23 protein-coding genes are annotated in these 20217 nt (G+C 62.0%); 6 read left to right on the forward strand and 17 right to left on the reverse strand.

Going from position 1 to position 20217, the window contains the following annotated elements; translation table 11 throughout:
• Positions 1–12: 12 nt before the first annotated feature.
• The 4 genes from UCMB321_RS23490 to pilV all read right to left on the reverse strand — a co-directional run bounded on the left by UCMB321_RS23490 (position 13) and on the right by pilV (position 2194).
• On the reverse strand, positions 13–426 hold the full coding sequence (locus UCMB321_RS23490) for a type IV pilin protein (protein WP_040071068.1): 414 nt from the start codon (positions 424–426) through the stop codon (positions 13–15).
• Positions 427–438: 12 nt separating this feature from the next.
• Positions 439–936, reverse strand: a complete 498-nt coding sequence (locus UCMB321_RS23495; RefSeq protein WP_084615144.1) for a pilus assembly PilX family protein — start codon at positions 934–936, stop codon at positions 439–441.
• A gap of 80 nt (positions 937–1016) precedes the next feature.
• Entirely contained in the window at positions 1017–1727 is a 711-nt protein-coding gene (locus UCMB321_RS23500; protein WP_040071070.1) for a PilW family protein, read from the reverse strand.
• On the reverse strand, positions 1724–2194 hold the full coding sequence (pilV, locus tag UCMB321_RS23505; RefSeq protein WP_040071072.1) for a type IV pilus modification protein PilV: 471 nt from the start codon (positions 2192–2194) through the stop codon (positions 1724–1726). The genes UCMB321_RS23500 and pilV overlap by 4 nt, the downstream gene beginning before the upstream one ends.
• 162 nt (positions 2195–2356) lie before the next feature.
• On the opposite strand from pilV, the gene UCMB321_RS23510 reads away from it, so the two are divergent.
• Positions 2357–2902, forward strand: coding sequence for a GspH/FimT family pseudopilin (locus UCMB321_RS23510; protein ID WP_040071073.1), 546 nt, complete (start codon positions 2357–2359; stop codon positions 2900–2902).
• Here the strand turns inward: UCMB321_RS23510 and ispH are convergent.
• The 6 genes from ispH to murJ all read right to left on the reverse strand — a co-directional run bounded on the left by ispH (position 2879) and on the right by murJ (position 10360).
• The gene (gene ispH / locus UCMB321_RS23515) at positions 2879–3826 is read right to left on the reverse strand and encodes a 4-hydroxy-3-methylbut-2-enyl diphosphate reductase (RefSeq protein ID WP_040071075.1); all 948 of its coding nucleotides are present in this window, start codon (positions 3824–3826) and stop codon (positions 2879–2881) included. The two genes, UCMB321_RS23510 and ispH, sit on opposite strands and share 24 nt — an antisense overlap.
• Before the next feature lie 151 nt (positions 3827–3977).
• Positions 3978–4415, reverse strand: a complete 438-nt coding sequence (gene fkpB, locus UCMB321_RS23520; RefSeq protein ID WP_209437203.1) for an FKBP-type peptidyl-prolyl cis-trans isomerase — start codon at positions 4413–4415, stop codon at positions 3978–3980.
• A gap of 7 nt (positions 4416–4422) precedes the next feature.
• Positions 4423–4938: a signal peptidase II gene (gene lspA / locus UCMB321_RS23525; RefSeq protein ID WP_040071079.1), complete on the reverse strand. Its 516-nt coding sequence runs from the start codon at positions 4936–4938 to the stop codon at positions 4423–4425.
• A complete protein-coding gene (gene ileS, locus UCMB321_RS23530; protein WP_040071080.1) occupies positions 4931–7762 on the reverse strand; it encodes an isoleucine--tRNA ligase in 2832 nt (943 codons plus the stop codon). Before ileS ends, lspA begins: the two co-directional genes overlap by 8 nt.
• A complete protein-coding gene (gene ribF / locus UCMB321_RS23535) occupies positions 7759–8709 on the reverse strand; it encodes a bifunctional riboflavin kinase/FAD synthetase (protein WP_040071081.1) in 951 nt (316 codons plus the stop codon). Before ribF ends, ileS begins: the two co-directional genes overlap by 4 nt.
• A gap of 112 nt (positions 8710–8821) precedes the next feature.
• Entirely contained in the window at positions 8822–10360 is a 1539-nt protein-coding gene (murJ, locus tag UCMB321_RS23540; protein ID WP_040071082.1) for a murein biosynthesis integral membrane protein MurJ, read from the reverse strand.
• A 252-nt stretch (positions 10361–10612) separates the two neighbouring features.
• Between murJ and rpsT the strand changes: the two genes are divergently transcribed.
• A complete protein-coding gene (gene rpsT / locus UCMB321_RS23545) occupies positions 10613–10891 on the forward strand; it encodes a 30S ribosomal protein S20 (RefSeq protein ID WP_040071083.1) in 279 nt (92 codons plus the stop codon).
• 63 nt (positions 10892–10954) lie between these two features.
• Here the strand turns inward: rpsT and UCMB321_RS23550 are convergent, their stop codons facing one another.
• The 5 genes from UCMB321_RS23550 to rplU form a co-directional block, all read right to left on the reverse strand.
• On the reverse strand, positions 10955–11419 hold the full coding sequence (locus tag UCMB321_RS23550) for a CreA family protein (RefSeq protein ID WP_040071084.1): 465 nt from the start codon (positions 11417–11419) through the stop codon (positions 10955–10957).
• A gap of 19 nt (positions 11420–11438) precedes the next feature.
• On the reverse strand, positions 11439–12557 hold the full coding sequence (gene proB, locus UCMB321_RS23555; protein ID WP_040071217.1) for a glutamate 5-kinase: 1119 nt from the start codon (positions 12555–12557) through the stop codon (positions 11439–11441).
• 205 nt (positions 12558–12762) lie between these two features.
• Positions 12763–13989, reverse strand: a complete 1227-nt coding sequence (gene cgtA, locus UCMB321_RS23560) for an Obg family GTPase CgtA (protein ID WP_040071085.1) — start codon at positions 13987–13989, stop codon at positions 12763–12765.
• Between the two features lie 200 nt (positions 13990–14189).
• Positions 14190–14447 carry a 50S ribosomal protein L27 gene (rpmA, locus tag UCMB321_RS30330; RefSeq protein ID WP_084615145.1) on the reverse strand — a complete coding sequence of 86 codons (258 nt, stop codon included), beginning with the start codon at positions 14445–14447 and terminating at the stop codon, positions 14190–14192.
• 36 nt (positions 14448–14483) lie between these two features.
• On the reverse strand, positions 14484–14798 hold the full coding sequence (gene rplU / locus UCMB321_RS23570) for a 50S ribosomal protein L21 (RefSeq protein ID WP_007950961.1): 315 nt from the start codon (positions 14796–14798) through the stop codon (positions 14484–14486).
• A gap of 241 nt (positions 14799–15039) precedes the next feature.
• Here rplU and UCMB321_RS23575 point away from each other — a divergent pair, with 241 nt between their 5' ends.
• From UCMB321_RS23575 to UCMB321_RS23585, 3 genes are all read left to right on the forward strand, one after another.
• Positions 15040–16008, forward strand: coding sequence for a polyprenyl synthetase family protein (locus tag UCMB321_RS23575; RefSeq protein WP_040071087.1), 969 nt, complete (start codon positions 15040–15042; stop codon positions 16006–16008).
• A 212-nt stretch (positions 16009–16220) separates the two neighbouring features.
• Positions 16221–16562, forward strand: a complete 342-nt coding sequence (locus UCMB321_RS23580; protein WP_040071088.1) for a zinc ribbon domain-containing protein YjdM — start codon at positions 16221–16223, stop codon at positions 16560–16562.
• Positions 16563–16665: 103 nt separating this feature from the next.
• Positions 16666–16923, forward strand: a complete 258-nt coding sequence (locus UCMB321_RS23585; RefSeq protein WP_040071089.1) for a PA4570 family protein — start codon at positions 16666–16668, stop codon at positions 16921–16923.
• Positions 16924–17007: 84 nt separating this feature from the next.
• On the opposite strand, the gene bamJ is transcribed toward UCMB321_RS23585, so the two are convergent.
• Together bamJ and UCMB321_RS23595 are read right to left on the reverse strand one after the other, a co-directional pair.
• Positions 17008–17625, reverse strand: a complete 618-nt coding sequence (gene bamJ, locus UCMB321_RS23590) for a BamJ family beta-barrel-assembly machinery protein (protein WP_040071090.1) — start codon at positions 17623–17625, stop codon at positions 17008–17010.
• Between the two features lie 109 nt (positions 17626–17734).
• Positions 17735–18223 carry a TIGR00645 family protein gene (locus tag UCMB321_RS23595; protein ID WP_040071091.1) on the reverse strand — a complete coding sequence of 163 codons (489 nt, stop codon included), beginning with the start codon at positions 18221–18223 and terminating at the stop codon, positions 17735–17737.
• A gap of 170 nt (positions 18224–18393) precedes the next feature.
• On the opposite strand from UCMB321_RS23595, the gene UCMB321_RS23600 reads away from it, so the two are divergent.
• On the forward strand, positions 18394–20217 hold the full coding sequence (locus UCMB321_RS23600; protein ID WP_040071092.1) for a hypothetical protein: 1824 nt from the start codon (positions 18394–18396) through the stop codon (positions 20215–20217).

A 20217-nucleotide genomic window follows, 5' to 3' on the forward strand; every position in this document is an offset into this window, starting at 1 on the left:
GGAAAGCACTGCTCAGCGGCTCCAGCAATCCTTGCTGGTCAAACCCGCGGCAGCCCCTGGATTGGTACGCTGGCCGGTCTGGGTGATGTTGAAACCACCGCACCGGTCACCGACCATCATCGACCCGGCCGCCGCAGTCGCCAACAGATTGAAATCCTGGGCATTCAAGGTCGCGGTAATCGTGTAATGGGCATTGCCGGCACTGACCGTCGGTACCGTGGGCGCCGTCCCCGAGTAGGAACCGTTCTTCGAGTAGAACCGCTCGAGGTTCTGGGTCTGTTCGGACAGCAACCCGGCGATCGCCGAGCGGTGCGTACGCTTCACATAGTCGGTGTAAGCGGGATAAGCCACCGCCGTCAGGATACCGACAATGGCCACGACAATCATGAGTTCAATCAAGGTAAAGCCTCTGGAGATTGCTTGCATACGCCGCCTTCCCTATTGAATTTGCCGCCACATGATCCGCCGACTGCCCCCACCGGCCTCACTGGGATTCCCGGCATTGGCCTGGATACTCTCCACAATGGATCGCGAATGGCCGCTGATGGCCACCGCGGTCACCCGGTACAAGGTTGCCGAAGTGCCGATCGGCAGGTTGGCCGCCAACACCGTGGCCCCCAGGTTCTGTACACCGTAGAAACCTTCGCCGGCGGCAATCCAGTTCACACCCGAGACCGCGTTCGTCCCGGCGGCCGACAGGGTGGCGGATTCCACCGGCGGCGCACAGGTGACGTGGGTCGTACACATCGCCAGGTCGTAGGTCGCTCGCTGCACCGCGCTTTCACCGAGGCGCAGCGCCGCCTCGGCAGCCTGGAACGAGGTATTGCGCCAGGTGAGGCTGCCGGCCATCTTTTCCTGCAAGGTCGCATTCTGCATGGAGGAAATACCGATCAGGGTCAGCAGCAACAGGAACACCAGGCTGACCAGCAACGTCATGCCGCGCTGCGAGCCGGGCCCGAAACCCGTAGTGCTGAAACCTGTATGGCTTAGAAGCAAGAACGGCATACAAAGTCCGCCTACAAGAGCCGGTTGCGCAGCGCAGCAACCACGCTGTACTGCTGATCGGCGACTTGGCCGTTCGGATCGTACAAGGTCATTTGCAGGCGCACGCTACGGATGGTTGCCGGGTCCGCCGGATGGCTGCTGTAGGAACTGACCGCGATAGCGGTCGCCGATGGCGCAATACCGAAGGAGACGCCGAAGCTCCTGACATTGCTCACCAGCCCGGCCGCCGGGCCGTCTCCGCTGGAGACGGTAATCTGGTTGTTGCGCAACGCATAGATCTGCCTGCGCAAGGGAAAGGCCATTTGCCCAGCAGCCGGCACGCCCGTTTTCCGGACAGCCGTCGCCGTATTGAGGCAATCGGAGATGATCGTCCAGGCCGGCGTCCCGCCATTGCCACCGATATCGGCGGTCACCAGCGTCAGGGAATGGCTGGCGCTGCTCCAGGTGATCGGCGTGCTGACAAGGGTCGCGAAATCCGCCGCCGCCGAGGTATCGATGGCGCGGGGGGTCAGGCAGCCGAACATGCCGACCATCCGGATCTCCTGCACCATCTTGCCGAGGATGAAACGCGCATCCTCCTGCATACCGGCGGCCGTGTTCTGGTTGGAGTAAGTACTCTTGGCCGCGACGAAGATCTGGGTAATGCCCAATACGACGATCAGCCCCAGGGTGATGGCGATCATCAACTCGATCAGGCCGAAGCCTCTGCAACGACGGCTCATGGCGTGACGACCGGATCGACTGCAACGCGGCTATTGAGCACGAAAGTGACATTCGGCGTAGCGGCGTCGGTCATGTTGTCGGCCCGTTGGTCACTCCAGCCGATGGTGATGGTGACAGCCCTCCCGTTCACCTCAATCCTCCCCGTCCCGGAAGCTCCGGCGAAGTGGCCGATGCTGGTCTTGAAGTCATGGAAATCCACATCCCGCGCCATAGTCGAACCGGCCGTGGCGGTGACACTCCCCAGGCCGGCCAGGGAATAGTCCGCATCCGGGTTGGCGCGGATACGGTCCATCATGTCGTAGGCAATGAAACTGGCCTGGGTTCTCATCTTCGAGCTGTCCGTGTAGATCAGCGCATTGAGCTGAATCGCCGCCGCGCCCAGCACGCCGACGGCAAGGATCAGCACCGAGATCAGCACCTCAACCAGCGTCATCCCTGACTGCTTCCCGCTCCTCGCCCACCTCATCAGCAACTCCCACCCAACAGGACCCGACCATTAAAACCGTGGATGCCATCGACTATAACTAGCGGTGCAACCCAAGACATTCCTCATCAGGATGGATGGTTGTTTTCTCAGGACCGGCGCCCGGAGCGCGCCGAAACACCCAGTCTCCAGGAGGGAGCCCAGATGGATCAGAAAGGATTCAGCCTTGTTCAGCTGCTGATCGGCCTCGCCGTCATCGGCATGCTTGCCCGACTCGCCAGCCCGGCCTTCAGTGAACTGATCGCCTCGCAGCGTCGCCAGGTGAGCGCCAATGAGCTGGCAAATGGCATGCAACTGGCGAGAACCGAGGCGGTTCTACGTCAGCAGGATGTCGTCATGCATGCCCTGGAAGAAGATTGGAGTCGCGGCTGGCGGATCATCGTCGACCGCAGCGGACAAGGTCACCTGGACCCGGACAACCCGGTGCTGGTTGAACGACGCAGCCATGGACTGACACCGATCAAAGGCAACCTATGGCTCCAGGAGTTTGTCCGCTTCACCGCTATCGGATCGCTCAACCCGAACAACAGTGCATCGATGGGTGGGACACTGCATATCTGCGCCACGGACCGCCCCATCAGCCATCATCAGGTGGTGCTGGCTGCAACGGGACGGATCAGGCTCGAAAAACGGGAAATGCCAGAGGCGCTGTGCGCCTCCGCAGGCTTACAGCAGGGAGCGAACGCGTAATTCCTTGGGCATGGAGAAGGTGACGTTCTCCTCGCGACCGGCCAGTTCATCGGCACCGGTCGCACCCCAGGCCTGGAGCTGCTGGATCACGCCACGCACCAGTACTTCCGGCGCCGAGGCGCCGGCGGTGATGCCGATCTGCTCGACCCCGTCGAACCAGCTGCGCTGCAGGTCTTCAGCGCCGTCGATCAGGTAGGCCGGTGTCGACATGCGCTCGGCCAGCTCGCGCAGGCGATTGGAATTGGAGCTGTTCGGGCTGCCCACCACCAACACCACATCGCACTCGTCCGCCAGTTGCTTGACCGCGTCCTGGCGGTTCTGCGTGGCGTAGCAGATGTCGTCCTTGCGCGGTCCGCCGATGGCCGGGAAGCGCGCCCGCAGGGCATCGATGACGCGGCTGGTGTCGTCCATGGACAGGGTGGTCTGGGTCACGAACGCCAGTTTGTCCGGGTTGCGCACCTGCAAGGCGGCGACGTCTTTCTCGTCCTCCACCAGATAGATCGCACCGCCGTTGCTGTCGTCGTACTGGCCCATGGTGCCTTCGACTTCCGGGTGGCCGGCGTGGCCGATCAGGATGCATTCACGGCCGTCGCGGCTGTAGCGCGCCACTTCGATGTGCACCTTGGTCACCAGCGGGCAGGTGGCGTCGAACACTTTCAGGCCACGCCCCGAGGCTTCCGTGCGCACGGCCTGGGAAACGCCGTGGGCACTGAAGATCACGATCACGTCATCCGGTACCTGGTCCAGCTCTTCGACGAAGATGGCGCCACGGGCGCGCAGGTCTTCGACGACGAATTTGTTGTGGACCACTTCATGGCGCACGTAGATCGGCGGGCCGAAGACTTCCAGGGCCCGGTTGACGATTTCGATCGCCCGGTCCACGCCGGCGCAGAAGCCACGGGGGTTGGCGAGTTTGATGTGCATGCTGTGCCTCGTGTCTTGCGCGCAAGGATTGAATCGTTGGACCGCTGGGGCGGTCTATCGCCGGCAAGCCGGCTCCTACAGGGGGTCGGTGCCGTACGTAACATCTGTGTACGCCCCCCACCCTGTAGGAGCAAGCTTGCTCGCGATGCTCTTAAAGCGCCTTGACCTCGATGATCTCGACATCGAAGGTCAGGGTCTTGCCCGCCAGCGGGTGGTTGAAGTCGACGGTCACCTGGGTGTCGTCGAACGCCTTCACCACACCGGGCAGCTCGGTATTGGCCGCATCGTTGAAGATCACCAGCAAGCCTTCCGACAGCTCCATGTCCTGGAACTGCGAACGCGGCATGACCTGCACATTCTGCGGGTTCGGCTGGCCGAAGGCATTTTCCGGGGCCACGGTCAGCTGGCGCTTGTCACCGGCCTTGAAACCGAACAGCGCCGCCTCGAAGCCCGGCAGCAGGTTGCCGTCGCCGACCTTGAAGGTCGCCGGCGCCTTGTCGAAGGTGCTGTCGACGGTATCGCCGTTTTCCAGGTGCAAGGCGAAATGCAAGGTGACCTGGGTGTTCTGACCGATGCGTTGCTCAGCCACTGCGTGTTCAGTCATGAACGGGTTCTCCGGACTTTTTGCTCTTGAACATATCCAGCGCCAGCATCACCGCGCCCACGCTGATGGCGCTGTCGGCAAAGTTGAACGCCGGGAAGTACCAGCGGTTCTGCCAGTGCACCAGGACGAAGTCGATCACATGGCCCAGGGCCATGCGGTCATACAGGTTGCCCAGGGCACCGCCGAGCACCAGCGTCAGCGCAATCGCCAGCCAGGTTTCGTTGCGTCCCAGGCGTTTGAGCCAGACCACCAGCACGGCACTGACCACGACGGCGATCAGCGCGAACAACCAACGCTGCCAGCCGGAGCTTTCCGCCAGGAAGCTGAACGCCGCGCCGGTGTTGTAGGCCAGGGTCCAGCTGAAGTAATCGGGGATGACCACGATCTGCTGGTACAGGGTCAGCGAACTGGCGAAGTGGAACTTGCTGGCCTGGTCGATGACCAGGACCAGCACGCTCAACCACAACCAGCCCAGGCGGCCGAAACGGCCTGCACTGGCATTAGGCATAGTGACGCACCTCGCCTTCGCCGCTGATGTTGTCCACGCAACGACCGCAGATTTCCGGATGCTCCGGGTTGACCCCGACGTCCTCGCGGTGATGCCAGCAACGGCCGCACTTGGCATGGGCGGACTTGACCACCTTGAGCTTCAGGCCGGCCACTTCGGTGACCACCGCATCCGCCGGGGCCAGCGCCAACGGCGCAACGGTCGCGGTGGAGGTGATCAGCACGAAACGCAGTTCGTTGCTCAATTTGCCCAGGTCGGCAACCAGCGCCTCCTCGGCGAACAGGGTCACTTCGGCCTGCAGGTTGCCGCCGATGGCCTTGGCCGCCCGCAGGTTCTCCATCTCCTTGTTGACCGCGACCTTGACCGCCATGATCCGCTCCCAGTAGTCACGATCCAGCTCGAAGCCTTCCGGCAGCTCGCTGAGACCTTCATACCAGGTGTTGAGCATCACCGATTCGTTGCGCTCGCCCGGCAGGTACTGCCACAGCTCGTCGGCGGTGAAGGCCAGGATCGGCGCGATCCAGCGCACCAGCGCTTCGCTGATGTGGAACAGCGCGGTCTGGCAGGAACGCCGGGCCTTGCTGTCGGCGCCGGTGGTGTACTGGCGGTCCTTGATGATGTCGAGGTAGAAACCGCCCAGCTCCTGCACGCAGAAGTTGTGCACCTTGGAGTAGACGTTCCAGAAACGGTATTCAGCGTAATGCAGTTCCAGCTCGCGTTGCAGCAGCAGCGCGCGGTCCACGGCCCAGCGGTCCAGGGCGAGCATCTCCTCGGCCGGCAGCAGGTCGCTGGCCGGGTTGAAGCCGCTCAGGTTGGAGAGCAGGAAACGCGCGGTGTTGCGGATCCGCCGGTAGGCGTCGGCGCTGCGTTGCAGGATCTGGTCGGACACCGCCATCTCGCCCGAGTAGTCGGTCGAGGCCACCCACAGGCGCATGATGTCGGCGCCCAGGGTGTCGTTGACTTTCTGCGGCGCGATCACGTTGCCCAGGGACTTGGACATCTTGCGACCGGCCTCGTCGACGGTGAAGCCGTGGGTCAGCAGTTCGCGGTACGGCGCGTGGTCGTCGATGGCGCAACCGGTCAGCAGGGAGGAGTGGAACCAGCCGCGATGCTGGTCCGAACCTTCCAGGTACAGGTCGGCGCGTGGACCGCTCTCGTGGCCGACCGGGTGCGAACCGCGCAGTACGTGCCAGTGGGTGGTCCCGGAGTCGAACCAGACGTCGAGGGTGTCGCTGATCTTGTCGTACAGCGGCGCTTCGTCGCCCAGCAGCTCGGCGGCGTCCATCTTGAACCAGGCCTCGATGCCTTCGACTTCGACGCGCTGGGCAACGACTTCCATCAGCTCGACAGTGCGCGGGTGCAGCTCGCCGCTTTCCTTGTTGAGGAAGAACGGGATCGGCACGCCCCAGTTGCGCTGACGGGAGATGCACCAGTCCGGACGGTTGGCGATCATCGAGTGCAGGCGCGCCTGGCCCCAGGCCGGAATGAACTGGGTGTGCTCGATGGCACTGAGCGCGCGCTCACGCAGGGTGTCGCCAGCCACCGGGGCCTTGTCCATGCCGATGAACCACTGCGCGGTGGCGCGGTAGATCAGCGGGGTCTTGTGGCGCCAGCAGTGCATGTAGCTGTGGCTGATGGTTTCGGTGTGCAGCAGGGAGCCGACTTCGGCCAGCTTGTCGACGATGGCCGGGTTGGCCTTGAAGATGAACTGGCCGCCGAAGAACCCCAGGGACTCGGCATAGACGCCATTGCTCTGCACCGGATTGAGGATGTCATCGTTGACCAGCCCGTACTGCTTGCAGATCTTGAAGTCGTCCTCGCCGTAGGCCGGGGAGCAATGCACGATGCCGGTACCGGCGCCCAGTTCGACGTAGTCGGCCAGGTACACCGGCGACAGGCGGTCATAGAACGGGTGACGGAAGTTGATCAGTTCCAGGGCCTGGCCCTTGGCAATCGCGAGCACCGAACCTTCCAGCTTGTAGCGCGCCAGGCACGCCTCCACCAGCTCTTCGGCCAGCACCAGCAACCGGTCGCCGACATCCACCAGGGCGTAGTTGAATTCGGGGTGAACGTTCAGCGCCTGGTTGGCCGGGATGGTCCACGGGGTGGTGGTCCAGATCACGATCTGCGCCGGCTTGGCCAGCGCCGGCAGGCCGAAGGCGGCGGCCAGCTTGTCCTGGTCGGCAATCGGGAAACCAACGTCGATGGTCGGGGACTTCTTGTCCTGGTATTCGACTTCGGCTTCAGCCAGGGCCGAAGCGCAATCGAAGCACCAGTTCACCGGCTTGAGGCCCTTGAACACGAAGCCGCCCTTGACGATTTCGGCCAGGGCGCGGATTTCACCGGCCTCGTTCTTGAAGTCCATGGTCTTGTAGGGGTTGGCGAAGTCGCCCAGCACGCCCAGGCGGATGAACTCGGACTTCTGCCCTTCGATCTGCTCGGTGGCGTAGGCGCGGCACAGTTCGCGGGTCTTGTCCGCGCTCAGGTTCTTGCCGTGGGTCACTTCGACCTTGTGTTCGATCGGCAGGCCATGGCAGTCCCAACCCGGCACATAAGGGGCATCGAAGCCGGCCAGGGTCTTGGAACGGATGATCATGTCCTTGAGAATCTTGTTCAGCGCATGACCGATGTGAATCGTGCCGTTGGCATACGGAGGACCGTCGTGAAGAATGAACTTCGGACGATCCTTGCCAATCTCGCGCAACTTCCCGTACAGGCCAATGCTGTCCCAGCGCTGCAGAATCTGCGGTTCGCGCTGTGGCAGGCCGGCCTTCATCGGGAAGGCGGTGTCCGGGAGGTTAAGCGTGGCTTTGTAGTCGGTCATTTCAGGCTCTTTTTAAGCGGTTGACCCTGCCAGTGGGCACGGGCGGCGGCGACGTCCGCATTGATCGCCGTCTTGAGCGCCTCCAGGGAGGCAAATCGCTGCTCATCGCGCAGCTTGTGGTGGAAGACCACCGTCAAACGCCGGTCATACAGATCACCGGCAAAATCCAGCAGGTGCACTTCCAGGTGAGCGCTGCCATCACCTGAAACCGTTGGCCGCACGCCGATATTGGCGACACCCGGCCACGCCTGGCCGTCGAGCTCGATGCTGACCAGGTAGACCCCGGTCAACGGCACGCGACGGCGCTTGAGCTGCACGTTGGCGGTCGGCGTGCCCAGTTGGCGCGCCAGTTTCTGGCCATGCAACACCCGGCCGGCGATGCGGAACGGGCGGCCGAGCAAACGCTCGGCCAGGGCGAAGTCCGCGGCCGCCAGGGCATTACGCACCTGGGTGCTGCTGACCCGCAGGCCATCGAGTTCAACGGTCTGCGCGGCCTCGACGGTAAAACCGCGGGCACGGCCAGCCTGTTGCAGGAACTCGAAATCGCCGACGCGATCACAGCCGAAGCGGAAGTCGTCGCCGACTTCCAGATGCTGCACGCCCAGACCGTCCACCAGGATCGTATCGACGAACTCGGTGGCGCTGAGCTTGCTCAGGCGCTGGTTGAACGCCAGGCACAGGACCCGGTCGACACCCTCGGCGGCCAGCAGCTTCAGCTTGTCGCGCAGGCGTGCCAGACGCGCGGGCGCGGTGTCCGGGGCAAAGAACTCGCGCGGCTGCGGCTCGAAAATCACCACGCAGCTGGGCACGCCCAACTCCAGCGCACGCTCGCGCAGCCGGGCCAGGATAGCCTGGTGGCCACGGTGAACACCGTCAAAGTTGCCAATGGTGGCGACGCAGCCCCGATGCCGGGGGCGCAGGTTGTGAAGGCCTCGAACCAGCTGCATAACGCGCTTCTTGCTCATAAAGTGGTCGATTATAACCACACCCGGCGGCCGACGACAGGCAACAGCGCTGCACAAATCGATCGAACCGACAAAACTCTTGTGCGCCGCCTTCCTACATCAACGATTTGCGATTGAAATGCCGCAGGCGCAGGCCCAGGGCCGCCAACATGCCGAAATACGCCAGCACGCCGGCCGCCACCAAGGCGCCCAGGCGCAGGAAACGCTCGAGCATGTGCCCTTGGTCCCAGGCCGGCATGACCTGCATCAACCCGAACAATACCGCCGACATCACCGCCACCGCCAGCACCAGCTTCGCCAGATACGCCCCCCAGCCCGGCTGCGGCACGAACAACTGTTGCTTGCGTAGTTGCCAGAACAGCAGCCCGGCGTTGATGCAGGCCCCGCCACTGATCGCCAGCGCCAGCCCGGCATGGGCCAGGGGCCCGATAAAGGCCAGGTTGAGCAACTGCGTGACCGTCAGGGTGAAAATGGCGATCTTCACCGGGGTGCGAATGTTCTGCTGCGCGTAGAAACCGGGCGCCAGCACCTTGATCATGATGATGCCCAGCAACCCCAGCGAGTAGGCAATCAGCGCACGCTGGGTCATCAGCGCGTCGAAGGCACTGAACTGGCCGTACTGGAACAGCGCGACCGTCAGGGGCCTGGAGAGGATCGCCAGCGCCAGGGAGCACGGCAACACCAGCACGAAGCACAGGCGCAGGCCCCAGTCGAGAATCCGCGAATACTCGTGACGATCCTTGCTGGCATAGGTCTTGGACAGGATCGGCAACAGGATGGTGCCCAGCGCCACCCCCAGCACCCCGGACGGCAGCTCCATCAGCCGGTCGGCGTAGTACATCCAGGACACCGACCCCGCCACCAGGAAGGAAGCGAAGATGGTGTTGATGATCAGGGAAATCTGGCTGACCGACACCCCGAGAATCGCCGGCAGCATCTGCTTCATCACCCGCCAGACACCGCTGTCGCGCCAATTCAGCCGTGGCAGCACCAGCATGCCGATCTTCTTCAGGCTCGGCAGTTGGTAGAGCAACTGGGCCAGGCCGCCGGCCAGCACCGCCCAACCCAGGGCCATCACCGGCGGATCGAAGTACGGCGTCAGGAACAGGGCAAAAATGATCATGCTCACATTCAGCAGCGTCGGCACGAAGGCCGGCACCGAAAAACGGTTCCAGGTATTGAGGATCGCTCCTGCCAGGGACGACAGCGAGATCAGCAATATATAAGGAAAAGTCACCCGCAACAGGTCGGAGGTCAGCTTGAACTTCTCCGGCGTGTTGGTAAAACCCGGGGCCGTGGCCCAGATCACCCAGGGCGCGGCCAGCATGCCCAGCACCGTGACCAACGCCAGCACCAGGGTCAGCAGGCCGCTGACATAGGCGATGAAGGTGCGGGTCGCCTCTTCGCCCTGCTGGCTCTTGTATTCCGCCAGGATCGGCACGAAGGCCTGGGAAAAAGCCCCTTCGGCAAAGATCCGCCGCAGCAGGTTGGGCAGTTTGAAGGCGATAAAGAAGGCATCGGTGGCCATTCCGGCACCGAAGATACGCGCGATGATCGTATCGCGAACAAAGCCCAGAACCCGGGAAATCATCGTGATAGAGCTGACGGCGGCCAACGACTTGAGCAGATTCATTGAAAGAGAGTGCGCCTTTGGAGAAAGAGCAGGCGAACAAAGCGCCCGTTTGTGCGATACTCCGCGCCGCAACAGCACAGAGCCAAAGCTCGCGAGTTTACAGGTCAGGCGCCGGAAATAAATCACCCGTCACTTCAGATCGACCACTCAGCGGGATGTATCACCCGCCCTTGACAAGACTCCAACTCATCGGCATGATTCGCGGCCTATTTTGTTTGCTATTCCCTAAAAAGTCTTTCGAGGAGCTCGACGGTGGCCAACTCACCTTCCGCCAAAAAACGTGCAAAACAGGCTGAGAAGCGTCGCAGCCACAACGCCAGCCTGCGTTCCATGGTTCGTACCTACATCAAGAACGTAGTCAAAGCCATCGACGCAAAAGACGCTGTCAAAGCTCAAGCCGCTTATGTTCTGGCTGTTCCTGTTATCGACCGCATGGCCGATAAAGGCATCATCCACAAGAACAAGGCCGCTCGTCACAAGGGTCGTCTGAACGGCCACATCAAGGCGCTGAACCTTGCTGCTGCAGCCTAAGCGACACGCTTGTTAAAAAACCGACCTCAGGGTCGGTTTTTTATTGCCTGCGATTTCAGCACCTCACGGGTGCGACGGCCAGGGCAGGATCGGAATCGCCGTCACCGCATTCTGCGGGCTGCCTTCGATCAAGCGATCGCTGTAGACCAGATACACCAGGGTATTGCGCTTCTTGTCGAGGAAGCGCACCACCTGCATGGTCTTGAACACCAGCGAGGTGCGCTCCTTGAACACCTCCTCGCCATCCTTCAACTCGCCGCTAAAGCGAATCGACCCGACCTGGCGACAGGCAATCGACGCCTCGGCGCGATCCTCGGCCAACCCCAGGCCACCCTTCAAGCCGCCGGTCTTGGCCCGGGACAGGTAGCAGGTCACCCCCTCGACCTTGGGATCGTCGAACGCCTCGACCACGATACGATCGTTCGGCCCGACGAACTTGAAGACCGTGGACACCTGGCCAATCTCTTCAGCCGACGCCAGCAACGGCATCGCCAGCAGCAACCCCAACAATCCCTTTGCGATCCCCATACCCATCTCCCTCAACCCATCACACCAGAATCAGGTTATCGCGGTGAACCAGTTCAGGCTCCGCCATATACCCCAACAGACCGACAATGGCATCCGATGACTGCCCGATAATCTTCTGCGCCTCAAGCGCACTGTAGTTCGCCAGCCCACGAGCGATCTCACGACCGTCCGCCGCCACGCACACCACCATCTCACCGCGACGGAAGCTGCCCTGGACCAGCTTCACCCCCACCGGCAGCAGGCTCTTGTGATCCCGGGCCAGCGCATTCACCGCGCCATCGTCCAGCACCAGCGTGCCACGGGTCTGCAGATGCCCGGCCAGCCACTGCTTGCGCGCCGCCAGCATGCCCCGCTCAGGCGACAGCAAGGTGCCAATGCGCTCGCCCGACTTCAGGCGATCCAGCACACGCTCCAGGCGCCCACCGACAATGATCGTATGCGCACCGGAACGCGCCGCCAGTCGCGCTGCGCGCAACTTGGTCTGCATGCCGCCACGCCCCAGCGCTCCACCGGTACCACCCGCCACCGCGTCCAGCGCCGGATCATCGGCACGCGCCTCATAAATCAGCTGGGCATCGGGGTTGTTGCGCGGATCGGCGTCGAACATGCCGTCACGGTCCGTCAGGATCACCAGCAGGTCCGCTTCCACCAGGTTGGCCACCAGCGCCGCCAAGGTATCGTTGTCGCCGAAACGGATTTCATCGGTGACCACGGTGTCGTTCTCGTTGATCACCGGGATGACCTTGAGCTCGACCAACGCACGCAAGGTGCTACGCGCATTGAGGTAACGCTTGCGGTCGGACAGATCGTCATGGGTCAGCAGGATTTGCGCGGTATGCCGGCCATGCTCGGCAAAGCTCGACTCCCAGGCCTGCACCAGACCCATCTGGCCGATCGCGGCAGCCGCCTGCAACTCGTGCATGGCACTCGGTCGCACCGTCCAGCCCAGGCGACTCATGCCCGCCGCCACCGCACCGGAAGACACCAGCACCAGCTCGACGCCCGCCTCGTGCAACGCCACCATCTGCTCGACCCAGACACCCATTGCGGCGCGATCGAGCCCCTTGCCGTCCGCCGTCAGCAGTGCGCTGCCGATCTTCACGACCCAACGCTGCGCACCTGTCACCTTGCTCCGCATCATCTTTCAACCTTGGCTTGCGGGCAGCGCGACCGAGCGCTGCCCATGCGATTGTTCAGGGTAGCCGGTTCCCAGAAACCAGAACGCCGCTCGAATGAGCGGCGCCAGGTGGAACAGGCTGATGGCGATGATAACACCGCCACAAGTCAGATAGACCGCCCGCCTGCAATCGAGCGGCGGCCCACCCCTACGGTAAACGGCAACATCAGTCGCGCACGTAGATGATTTCCGGGCCATCCTCGTCATCGACGTCTTCTTCGTCCCAGTCATCATCGTCGCCGATGTCATGGACACTCTTGACGCCGCTGCGGCGCAGGGCACGCTGGTCATCCAGGGCCTGCAACCGGGCACGCGCCTCGTCTTCGATACGCTGATCCAGGTCGCGCAGCTCGTCGGCGTAGGCCGGATCGCTGGCCAGGCGGTCGAGACGATCCTCCAGGTAGCGCATGATGTCGCGAGTCAGGCGCTCGGTCCCTTCGCTGGCGATCGCCGAGATCACATAGACCGGACCGGTCCACTGCAAGCGCTCGACCACTTCCTTGACCCGCTCCTCGTGCTCTTCCTCGAGGATCTGGTCACACTTGTTCAGCACCAGCCAGCGATCACGCTCCGCCAGGGACGGACTGAACTTGGCCAGCTCGGTGACGATCACTTCGGCCGCATCCGGCGCACTGCTCTCATCCAGCGGCGCCATGTCGACGAGGTGCAGCAGCAAACGCGTACGCGCCAGGTGCTTGAGGAAGCGAATCCCCAGGCCGGCACCGTCCGAAGCGCCCTCGATCAACCCCGGAATGTCGGCGATGACGAAGCTTTTCCAGCGGTCGACACTGACCACGCCCAGGTTCGGCACCAGCGTGGTGAACGGATAGTCCGCCACCTTCGGCCTAGCCGCCGAGACCGAACGGATGAACGTGCTCTTGCCGGCATTCGGCAAGCCCAGCAGGCCGACGTCGGCCAGCACCTTCATTTCCAGCTTGAGGTCGCGCTGCTCGCCCGGCTTGCCCGGCGTGGTCTGGCGCGGCGCACGGTTGGTACTGGACTTGAAGCGGGAGTTACCCAGGCCGTGCCAGCCGCCATGGGCCACCAGCAGGCGCTGCCCCGACTTGACCAGGTCACCGATGACTTCCTGGGTACTGGAATCGATCACCGTGGTGCCGACCGGCACACGCAGCTCCAGATCCTCACCCTTCTTGCCGGTGCAGTCGGTACTGCCGCCATTGGAACCGCGCTCGGCATCGAAGTGCCGGGTATAGCGGTAATCCACCAGGGTATTGAGGTTTTCGTCGGCGACCATGTAGACCGAGCCGCCGTCACCCCCATCACCACCGTTGGGACCACCCTTCTCGATGAACTTCTCCCGACGGAAACTCATGCAACCGTTGCCGCCGTCGCCAGCTTTTACGCGAATCGATACTTCATCAACGAACTTCATAACACACGCCTCTCGTCACCGGGACGAGCCGAAAAACCACAAGGATCCAGTATAAGACTCTTGCAAAGATGAGCGCGGCGACCTCAATCAACGACCGAAAAATCCAGCGCCGGCAGCCCATACAAACAGCTTTGCAAGAGACTCACCCCACAAACGAAAAAGCCCCGTCGCAAGACGGGGCTTCTCCAGCATTCTCGCGATTAAGCCGCGACAACGCTCACGTAACGACGACCGAAGGCGCCTTTTACTTCAAACTTGATCACGCCTTCGACTTTAGCGAAGAGAGTGTGATCTTTACCCATGCCAACGCCGTAACCGGCGTGGAATTGGGTGCCGCGCTGACGCACGATGATGTTGCCCGCTTTGATAGCCTGGCCGCCATACATCTTCACGCCAAGGCGTTTCGATTCTGAGTCGCGACCGTTACGGGTACTACCACCAGCTTTTTTGTGTGCCATGAGTTCAATACTCCAATAGGGGATTAAGGCTGAAAATTAAGCCTGAATACCGGTGATTTTGATCTCGGTGTACCACTGACGGTGGCCCATGCGCTTCATGTGGTGCTTACGACGACGGAACTTGATGATGCGGACTTTATCGTGACGACCTTGGGAGATCACTTCAGCCACAACGGTAGCGCCAGCAACAACTGGGGCGCCGATGTTCACGTCATCGCCATTGGCGACCAACAGAACGCGATCAAAGGTAACGGATTCGCCGGTGGCGACTTCCAGTTTCTCGATCTTCAGGTATTCACCTGGAGCGACTTTGTACTGCTTGCCGCCGGTAACGATTACTGCGTAAGACATGGTATTTCTCCGATAATCCTGCTCACCCAGCGCTTTATAGGTAAAGGTATTGGCTGGCATGGCTGCATGGGGCTGGAACGGCCCAGATGCAATTGCGTAAGGCAGGTGCTGCCCAGGAAGTTCAGGGTGCGCGATTGTACGCAAGCCATCTGGCCATTGCAAGCGTGCAGACCGCGTGCCTTGACAGCGTAGACCCCCCGCCCTAGCATGCCGCGCAACCCTTCTGGAGCGACTCTCGCTGATGCAACCCCAAGCTTTCTACCGCGCGGTGGCGGACGATTTTAGCGCCGTCGACGGCATCATCAAGAAGCAGCTGACTTCCCGGGTACCGCTGGTCTCGAAAATCGGCGACTACATCACCTCGGCCGGGGGCAAGCGCCTGCGTCCTTTATTGGTGCTGCTGTGTGGCAAGGCCCTGGGTCGCGAAGGCGACGACCTGCGCCTGCTGGCCGCCACCATCGAGTTCCTGCACACCGCCACCCTGCTGCATGACGACGTGGTCGACATGTCCGGCATGCGCCGTGGCCGCTCCACCGCCAACGCCATGTGGGGCAATGCCCCGAGCGTGCTGGTGGGCGACTTCCTGTACTCGCGCTCCTTCGAGATGATGGTCGAGCTGGGTTCGATGCCGGTGATGAAGATCCTGTCGCAGGCTACCCGCATCATCGCCGAGGGCGAAGTGCTGCAGCTGTCCAAGGTCCGCGACGCCAGCACCAGCGAAGAAACCTATATGGAAGTCATCCGCGGCAAGACCGCGATGCTCTTCGAAGCCTCGACCCACAGCGCGGCGGCGCTGTGCGGGGCCACGCCGGAGCAGGCCGAAGCGCTGCGCACCTTCGGCGATCACCTGGGCGTTGCGTTCCAGCTGGTGGACGACCTGCTGGACTACCAGGGCGATGCCGAGACCCTGGGCAAGAATGTCGGCGACGACCTGGCCGAGGGCAAGCCGACCCTGCCACTGATCTACACCATGCGCGAAGGCACGCCGGAGCAGGCGGCCCTGGTGCGCAAGGCGATCCAGAAAGGCGGTATCGAAGACCTGGAAAGCATTCGCCAGGCCGTACAGGCCTCCGGCTCGCTGGAATACACCGCGCAACTGGCCCGCGACTACGTGGCGCGCGCCATCGCCTGCCTGGAAGCCCTGCCGGCCAGCGAATACCGCGATGCACTGGTGGAGCTGAGCGAGTTTGCGGTCGCCCGCACTCACTAAGAGATCTCGATCTACTGTAGGAGCCAGCTTGCTGGCGATGAATGCAAGAGCAGCGCGGTGATCCAGATTCTCCGCGTTATCGTTGACGTCCATCGCCAGCAAGCTGGCTCCTACAAAGCCCCACGTAAACCCGCTCCCACCGCAACATCCCCTCCCCCGCTAAAACCCTATATAATGTGCGCTTTTCGTCATCCTGAAACCGAGGAGCCTTAGTGAGCACGTTGCCACCCTGCCCGAAATGCAATTCCGAATTTACCTACGAAGACGGCACCCAACTGGTCTGCCCGGAATGCGCCCATGAGTGGTCCGCTACCGGCGAAGCCGAAGCTGCTGGCGACGACACCGTGAAAAAAGACGCCGTGGGCAACGTCCTGCAGGACGGCGATACCATCACCGTGATCAAGGACCTGAAGGTCAAGGGCACGTCCCTGGTGGTCAAGGTCGGCACCAAGGTCAAGAACATCCGCCTGTGCGATGGCGACCACGACATCGACTGCAAGATCGACGGCATCGGCCCGATGAAGCTCAAGTCCGAGTTCGTCAGAAAGGTCTAAAGGCGCTGTAATCCCCTACAGAAAATCCAACAATCGGCCAATAGGCGCTTGCTATTCTTTGAATAGGAATTATTCTCATCAAACCCATCAAGGAGATGAGAACATGACTTATTTGATCGATGCCTGGCTGGACCGTCCACACCCTTACCTGCGCATCCTGCATCGGGAAACGGGGGAAGTCTGTGCGGTACTGGAAGAAGAAGCCTTGAACGAGTTGCAGGACCAGGGCGACCTGGACCTCAGCGGCTTGAGTTCCAGCGAGCCGCTGGTGCTCAAGGAACTGGTACGCAACCTGTTTCTGTTCTGCTATGCCCGGGCGCTGCGCCCGAGTGGGGAGCCGGATGCCAGGATCCGGTTATGATTCAGCGCGTCACACCCACCTGTAGGCGCCGGACACGCCCTTGAATTCGCAAGGACGACCGGCGCCTGCTGGCACACGCGGTACTTACAGAACGGCGAGCAGCTCGACGTCGAACACCAGTACGCTGTGCGGCGGAATGCTGCCCACGCCTTGGGCGCCGTAGGCCAGTTCGCTCGGCACGTACAGGCGCCATTTGCTACCGGCATTCATCAGTTGCAGCGCCTCGGTCCAACCGGCGATCACGCCGCCGACCGGGAACTCGGCCGGCTGGCCACGCTCGTAGGAGCTGTCGAACACAGTGCCGTCGATCAGGGTGCCGTGGTAGTGGGTACGCACGCTGTCCTCACGGGACGGCTTGGCGCCCTCGCCCTGGGCCAGCACTTCGAACTGCAGGCCGGAAGCCAGGGTGGTGATCCCTTCGCGCTTGGCGTTTTCCGCCAGGAAAGCCAGACCGGCACCCGCTGCGGCTTCAGCCTTGGCGGCCGCTTCGGCCTGCATGATTTCGCGGATCACCTTGAAGCTGGCGGACAGCTCTTCCTGGCCCACACGGCTCGGTTTGCCGGCGAAAGCGTCGGTCAGGCCGGCCAGGATCGCGTCGAGGCTCACGCCCGGTGGCGGGTTGTCACGCAGCTGGTCGCCCAGCTGACGGCCGATACCGTAGCTGACGCGGGTTTCGTCGGTGGACAGATTTACTTCGGACATAACACTGCTCCGCTGTGGGCTGCTACGGGAAACACCTGTTGTATCAGGCATTGCCCCGTGCACCCGAAACCAAAAAGGGCCAGCAGACTAGCACACAAGCACAGCGGGGTCAGTGCTTGGTCAGCTTGTCCAGGTAACCCATCGCGAAGGCCGACAGCACAAAGGTCATGTGGATGATCACATACCATTGCAGGTGCACCGGATCGACGTTCTTGGCATCCATGAACACCCGCAACAGGTGGATCGAGGAAATCGCCACGATCGACGCCGCCACCTTCATCTTCAGCGAGGTGGAGTCCATCTTGCCCAGCCAGCTGAGCTTTTCCTTGCTGTCATCGATGTCCAGCTGGGACACGAAGTTCTCGTAGCCGGAAATCATCACCATCACCAGCAAGCCGCCCACCAGCGCCATGTCGATCAGCGACAGCAGCACCAGGATCAGGTCGGCCTCGGCCATCTCGAAGACATTGGGGATAACGTGAAACACTTCCTGGAAGAATTTCAGCGCCAGGGCCAGCAGGCCCAGGGACAGACCGAAGTAGATCGGCGCCAGCAACCAGCGCGAGGCATACATCGTATTTTCGACAAAACGTTCCATGGATCTCATACCAACTGAAAATGGCCGCGAGTATACCAGCGCTGAAACCCGAGGGAAAAAAGCCCTCTCCAAGCCGTCGTTCAACATCGGGACAGCTGCGCCAGGGCGATTTTCTGCTAGTGTCGGCATCAACGACATCGCGTGTGCACTGTGTACAGGAAAACTGAACAATGGATTTGCGACTTCCCCTGGGTTGCCTCGGGCTATCGGTGGCTCTGCTGGTGAGCGGCTGTTCCCCCAAAGACAAGCAACAACACACCAGCCTCGAGGAAAAGACCGCGCAGTTCGAAAAGACCCTCGACACCCTCCAGGACCCCAAGCTCAAGGATGCCGTGGCCGACCTCGGCGGTTCCCTGCTGTTGCTCGAACGGGCACGCCTGCGCCTGCGGGACAAGCCCATCGAAACCGAATACAGCGACGATGCCCTGGCGCTGCTCAAGCACTACCCCAGCCCGCAGGCCCTGGCCGACACCTATATCAACGGCCTCTTCGTGCTGCGCAAGACCTCCAGTTCCGACTACCTGACCGACCTGCAACCGATCTTTCCGTTCAGCTTCAACTACCCCACCGAGTTCCCGTTTCCCCATGCCCTGGAATGGCAGTCGGTGACCCTGAGCAACAAACAGGTCATCCCCTTCCAGCCCGAGTGGTCGGAGACCGATCCCGGCATCCAGTTGAGCCCCTCCAGCGCCAACATGACCAACCCCGACGACCTGACGCTCACCTACCCGTACGTCGAAGGCATGGAAGTCGATCCGAAAAAACAGCCGCAACCCCTGACCCTGCACGGCAAGGTCGAAGTCATCGCACCGCGCAAGGTGGTGACCTTCAACCTGACCCGCCAGGACGTCGGCAAGCTGCAGAGCAACAACAACATCAGCCTGACCCTGGTGTCGCTGGACAAGAACAGCGCCGAAATCGAACTGAACACCAACCCCACGCAAACGCCCCAGGTCGGTGACACACCGCTCAACCCGCTGATCGTCCAGGCCAAGGACAGCACCGGGCAATTTCTCTCGCGTGCCGGCGCCATCAACGAAAACGCCGCGCAGATCGCCTTTTACCAGCAGCAACTGGATGAAATGCTCGAACAGAAGAGCTGGAGCGATGCGTTCGGGAAAAAACTCGACGACGAGCAGAAGGCCTTCGAGGCGAAACAGACCAGCCACTACACCCGCGTCTACTTCAACGGCATGGTCGACAAGCTGGAAATCAGCGTGATGGATTTTTCCGCGGCCACGGTCAATCGCAAGGAGCTGGACCTGCCGGTCCGCCAGTTCGACAACAGCACCAGCCAGGATGTCCAGCCGCTGCCCATGCCGGTAGTGGTCTACGACGACCAGGCGGCGAGCTATCTCAAGGACGCCCATCTCGATGCCGAGAAGCTGAAGAAGAGCGTGGTCATCAGCCAGTCAGTGGACGATGCCAGCGCGGCGCATATCGAGTTCGACCACCCCAAGACCTTCAACGACGAGTTGCTCGGTTCGCCCAGGGCGCCCACCGACAGCCCGGTGACCTTCTTCGCCGAGGACGAACAAGGCAAGCGCGGCGAGCCCCTGGAACTGCCCACCGAGGCCTTCGAGGTCAATCCGCTGGAAGGCAGCATCACCTACGACCTGAACCTGTTCCCGGAAACGCCGGCCTATGCCGTCGGCTCGATGCCGTTGTTCCTGGCCGAGATCCAGAAAGACACCCTCGACGCCCACCAGTTGCCCACGGGCCTGGAGCTCAAGGGCAACGCGCTGATCGTCGACCAGAAGCGCTTCCCTTCCGAAGCCTGGCGCTTCTACGCCAAGGACGACAGCGGTAACTACCTCAAGGAAATCCTTGCCACCAGCCATAGCGACAAGCCGGACTCGCCCCCCGTCTATGATGTGCATTATTTCTACGGGCAGCCGACACGGCTGGAAAGCTACCAGCGCACGGCATTGAACACCGTCGAGTACGGTTTCGAGGTCAAGCTCGACAAGCCCCAGGCGGGCCCCGTCGAGTAA

The sequence above is a fragment of the Pseudomonas batumici genome, assembly GCF_000820515.1.
GTDB lineage: Bacteria > Pseudomonadota > Gammaproteobacteria > Pseudomonadales > Pseudomonadaceae > Aquipseudomonas > Aquipseudomonas batumici.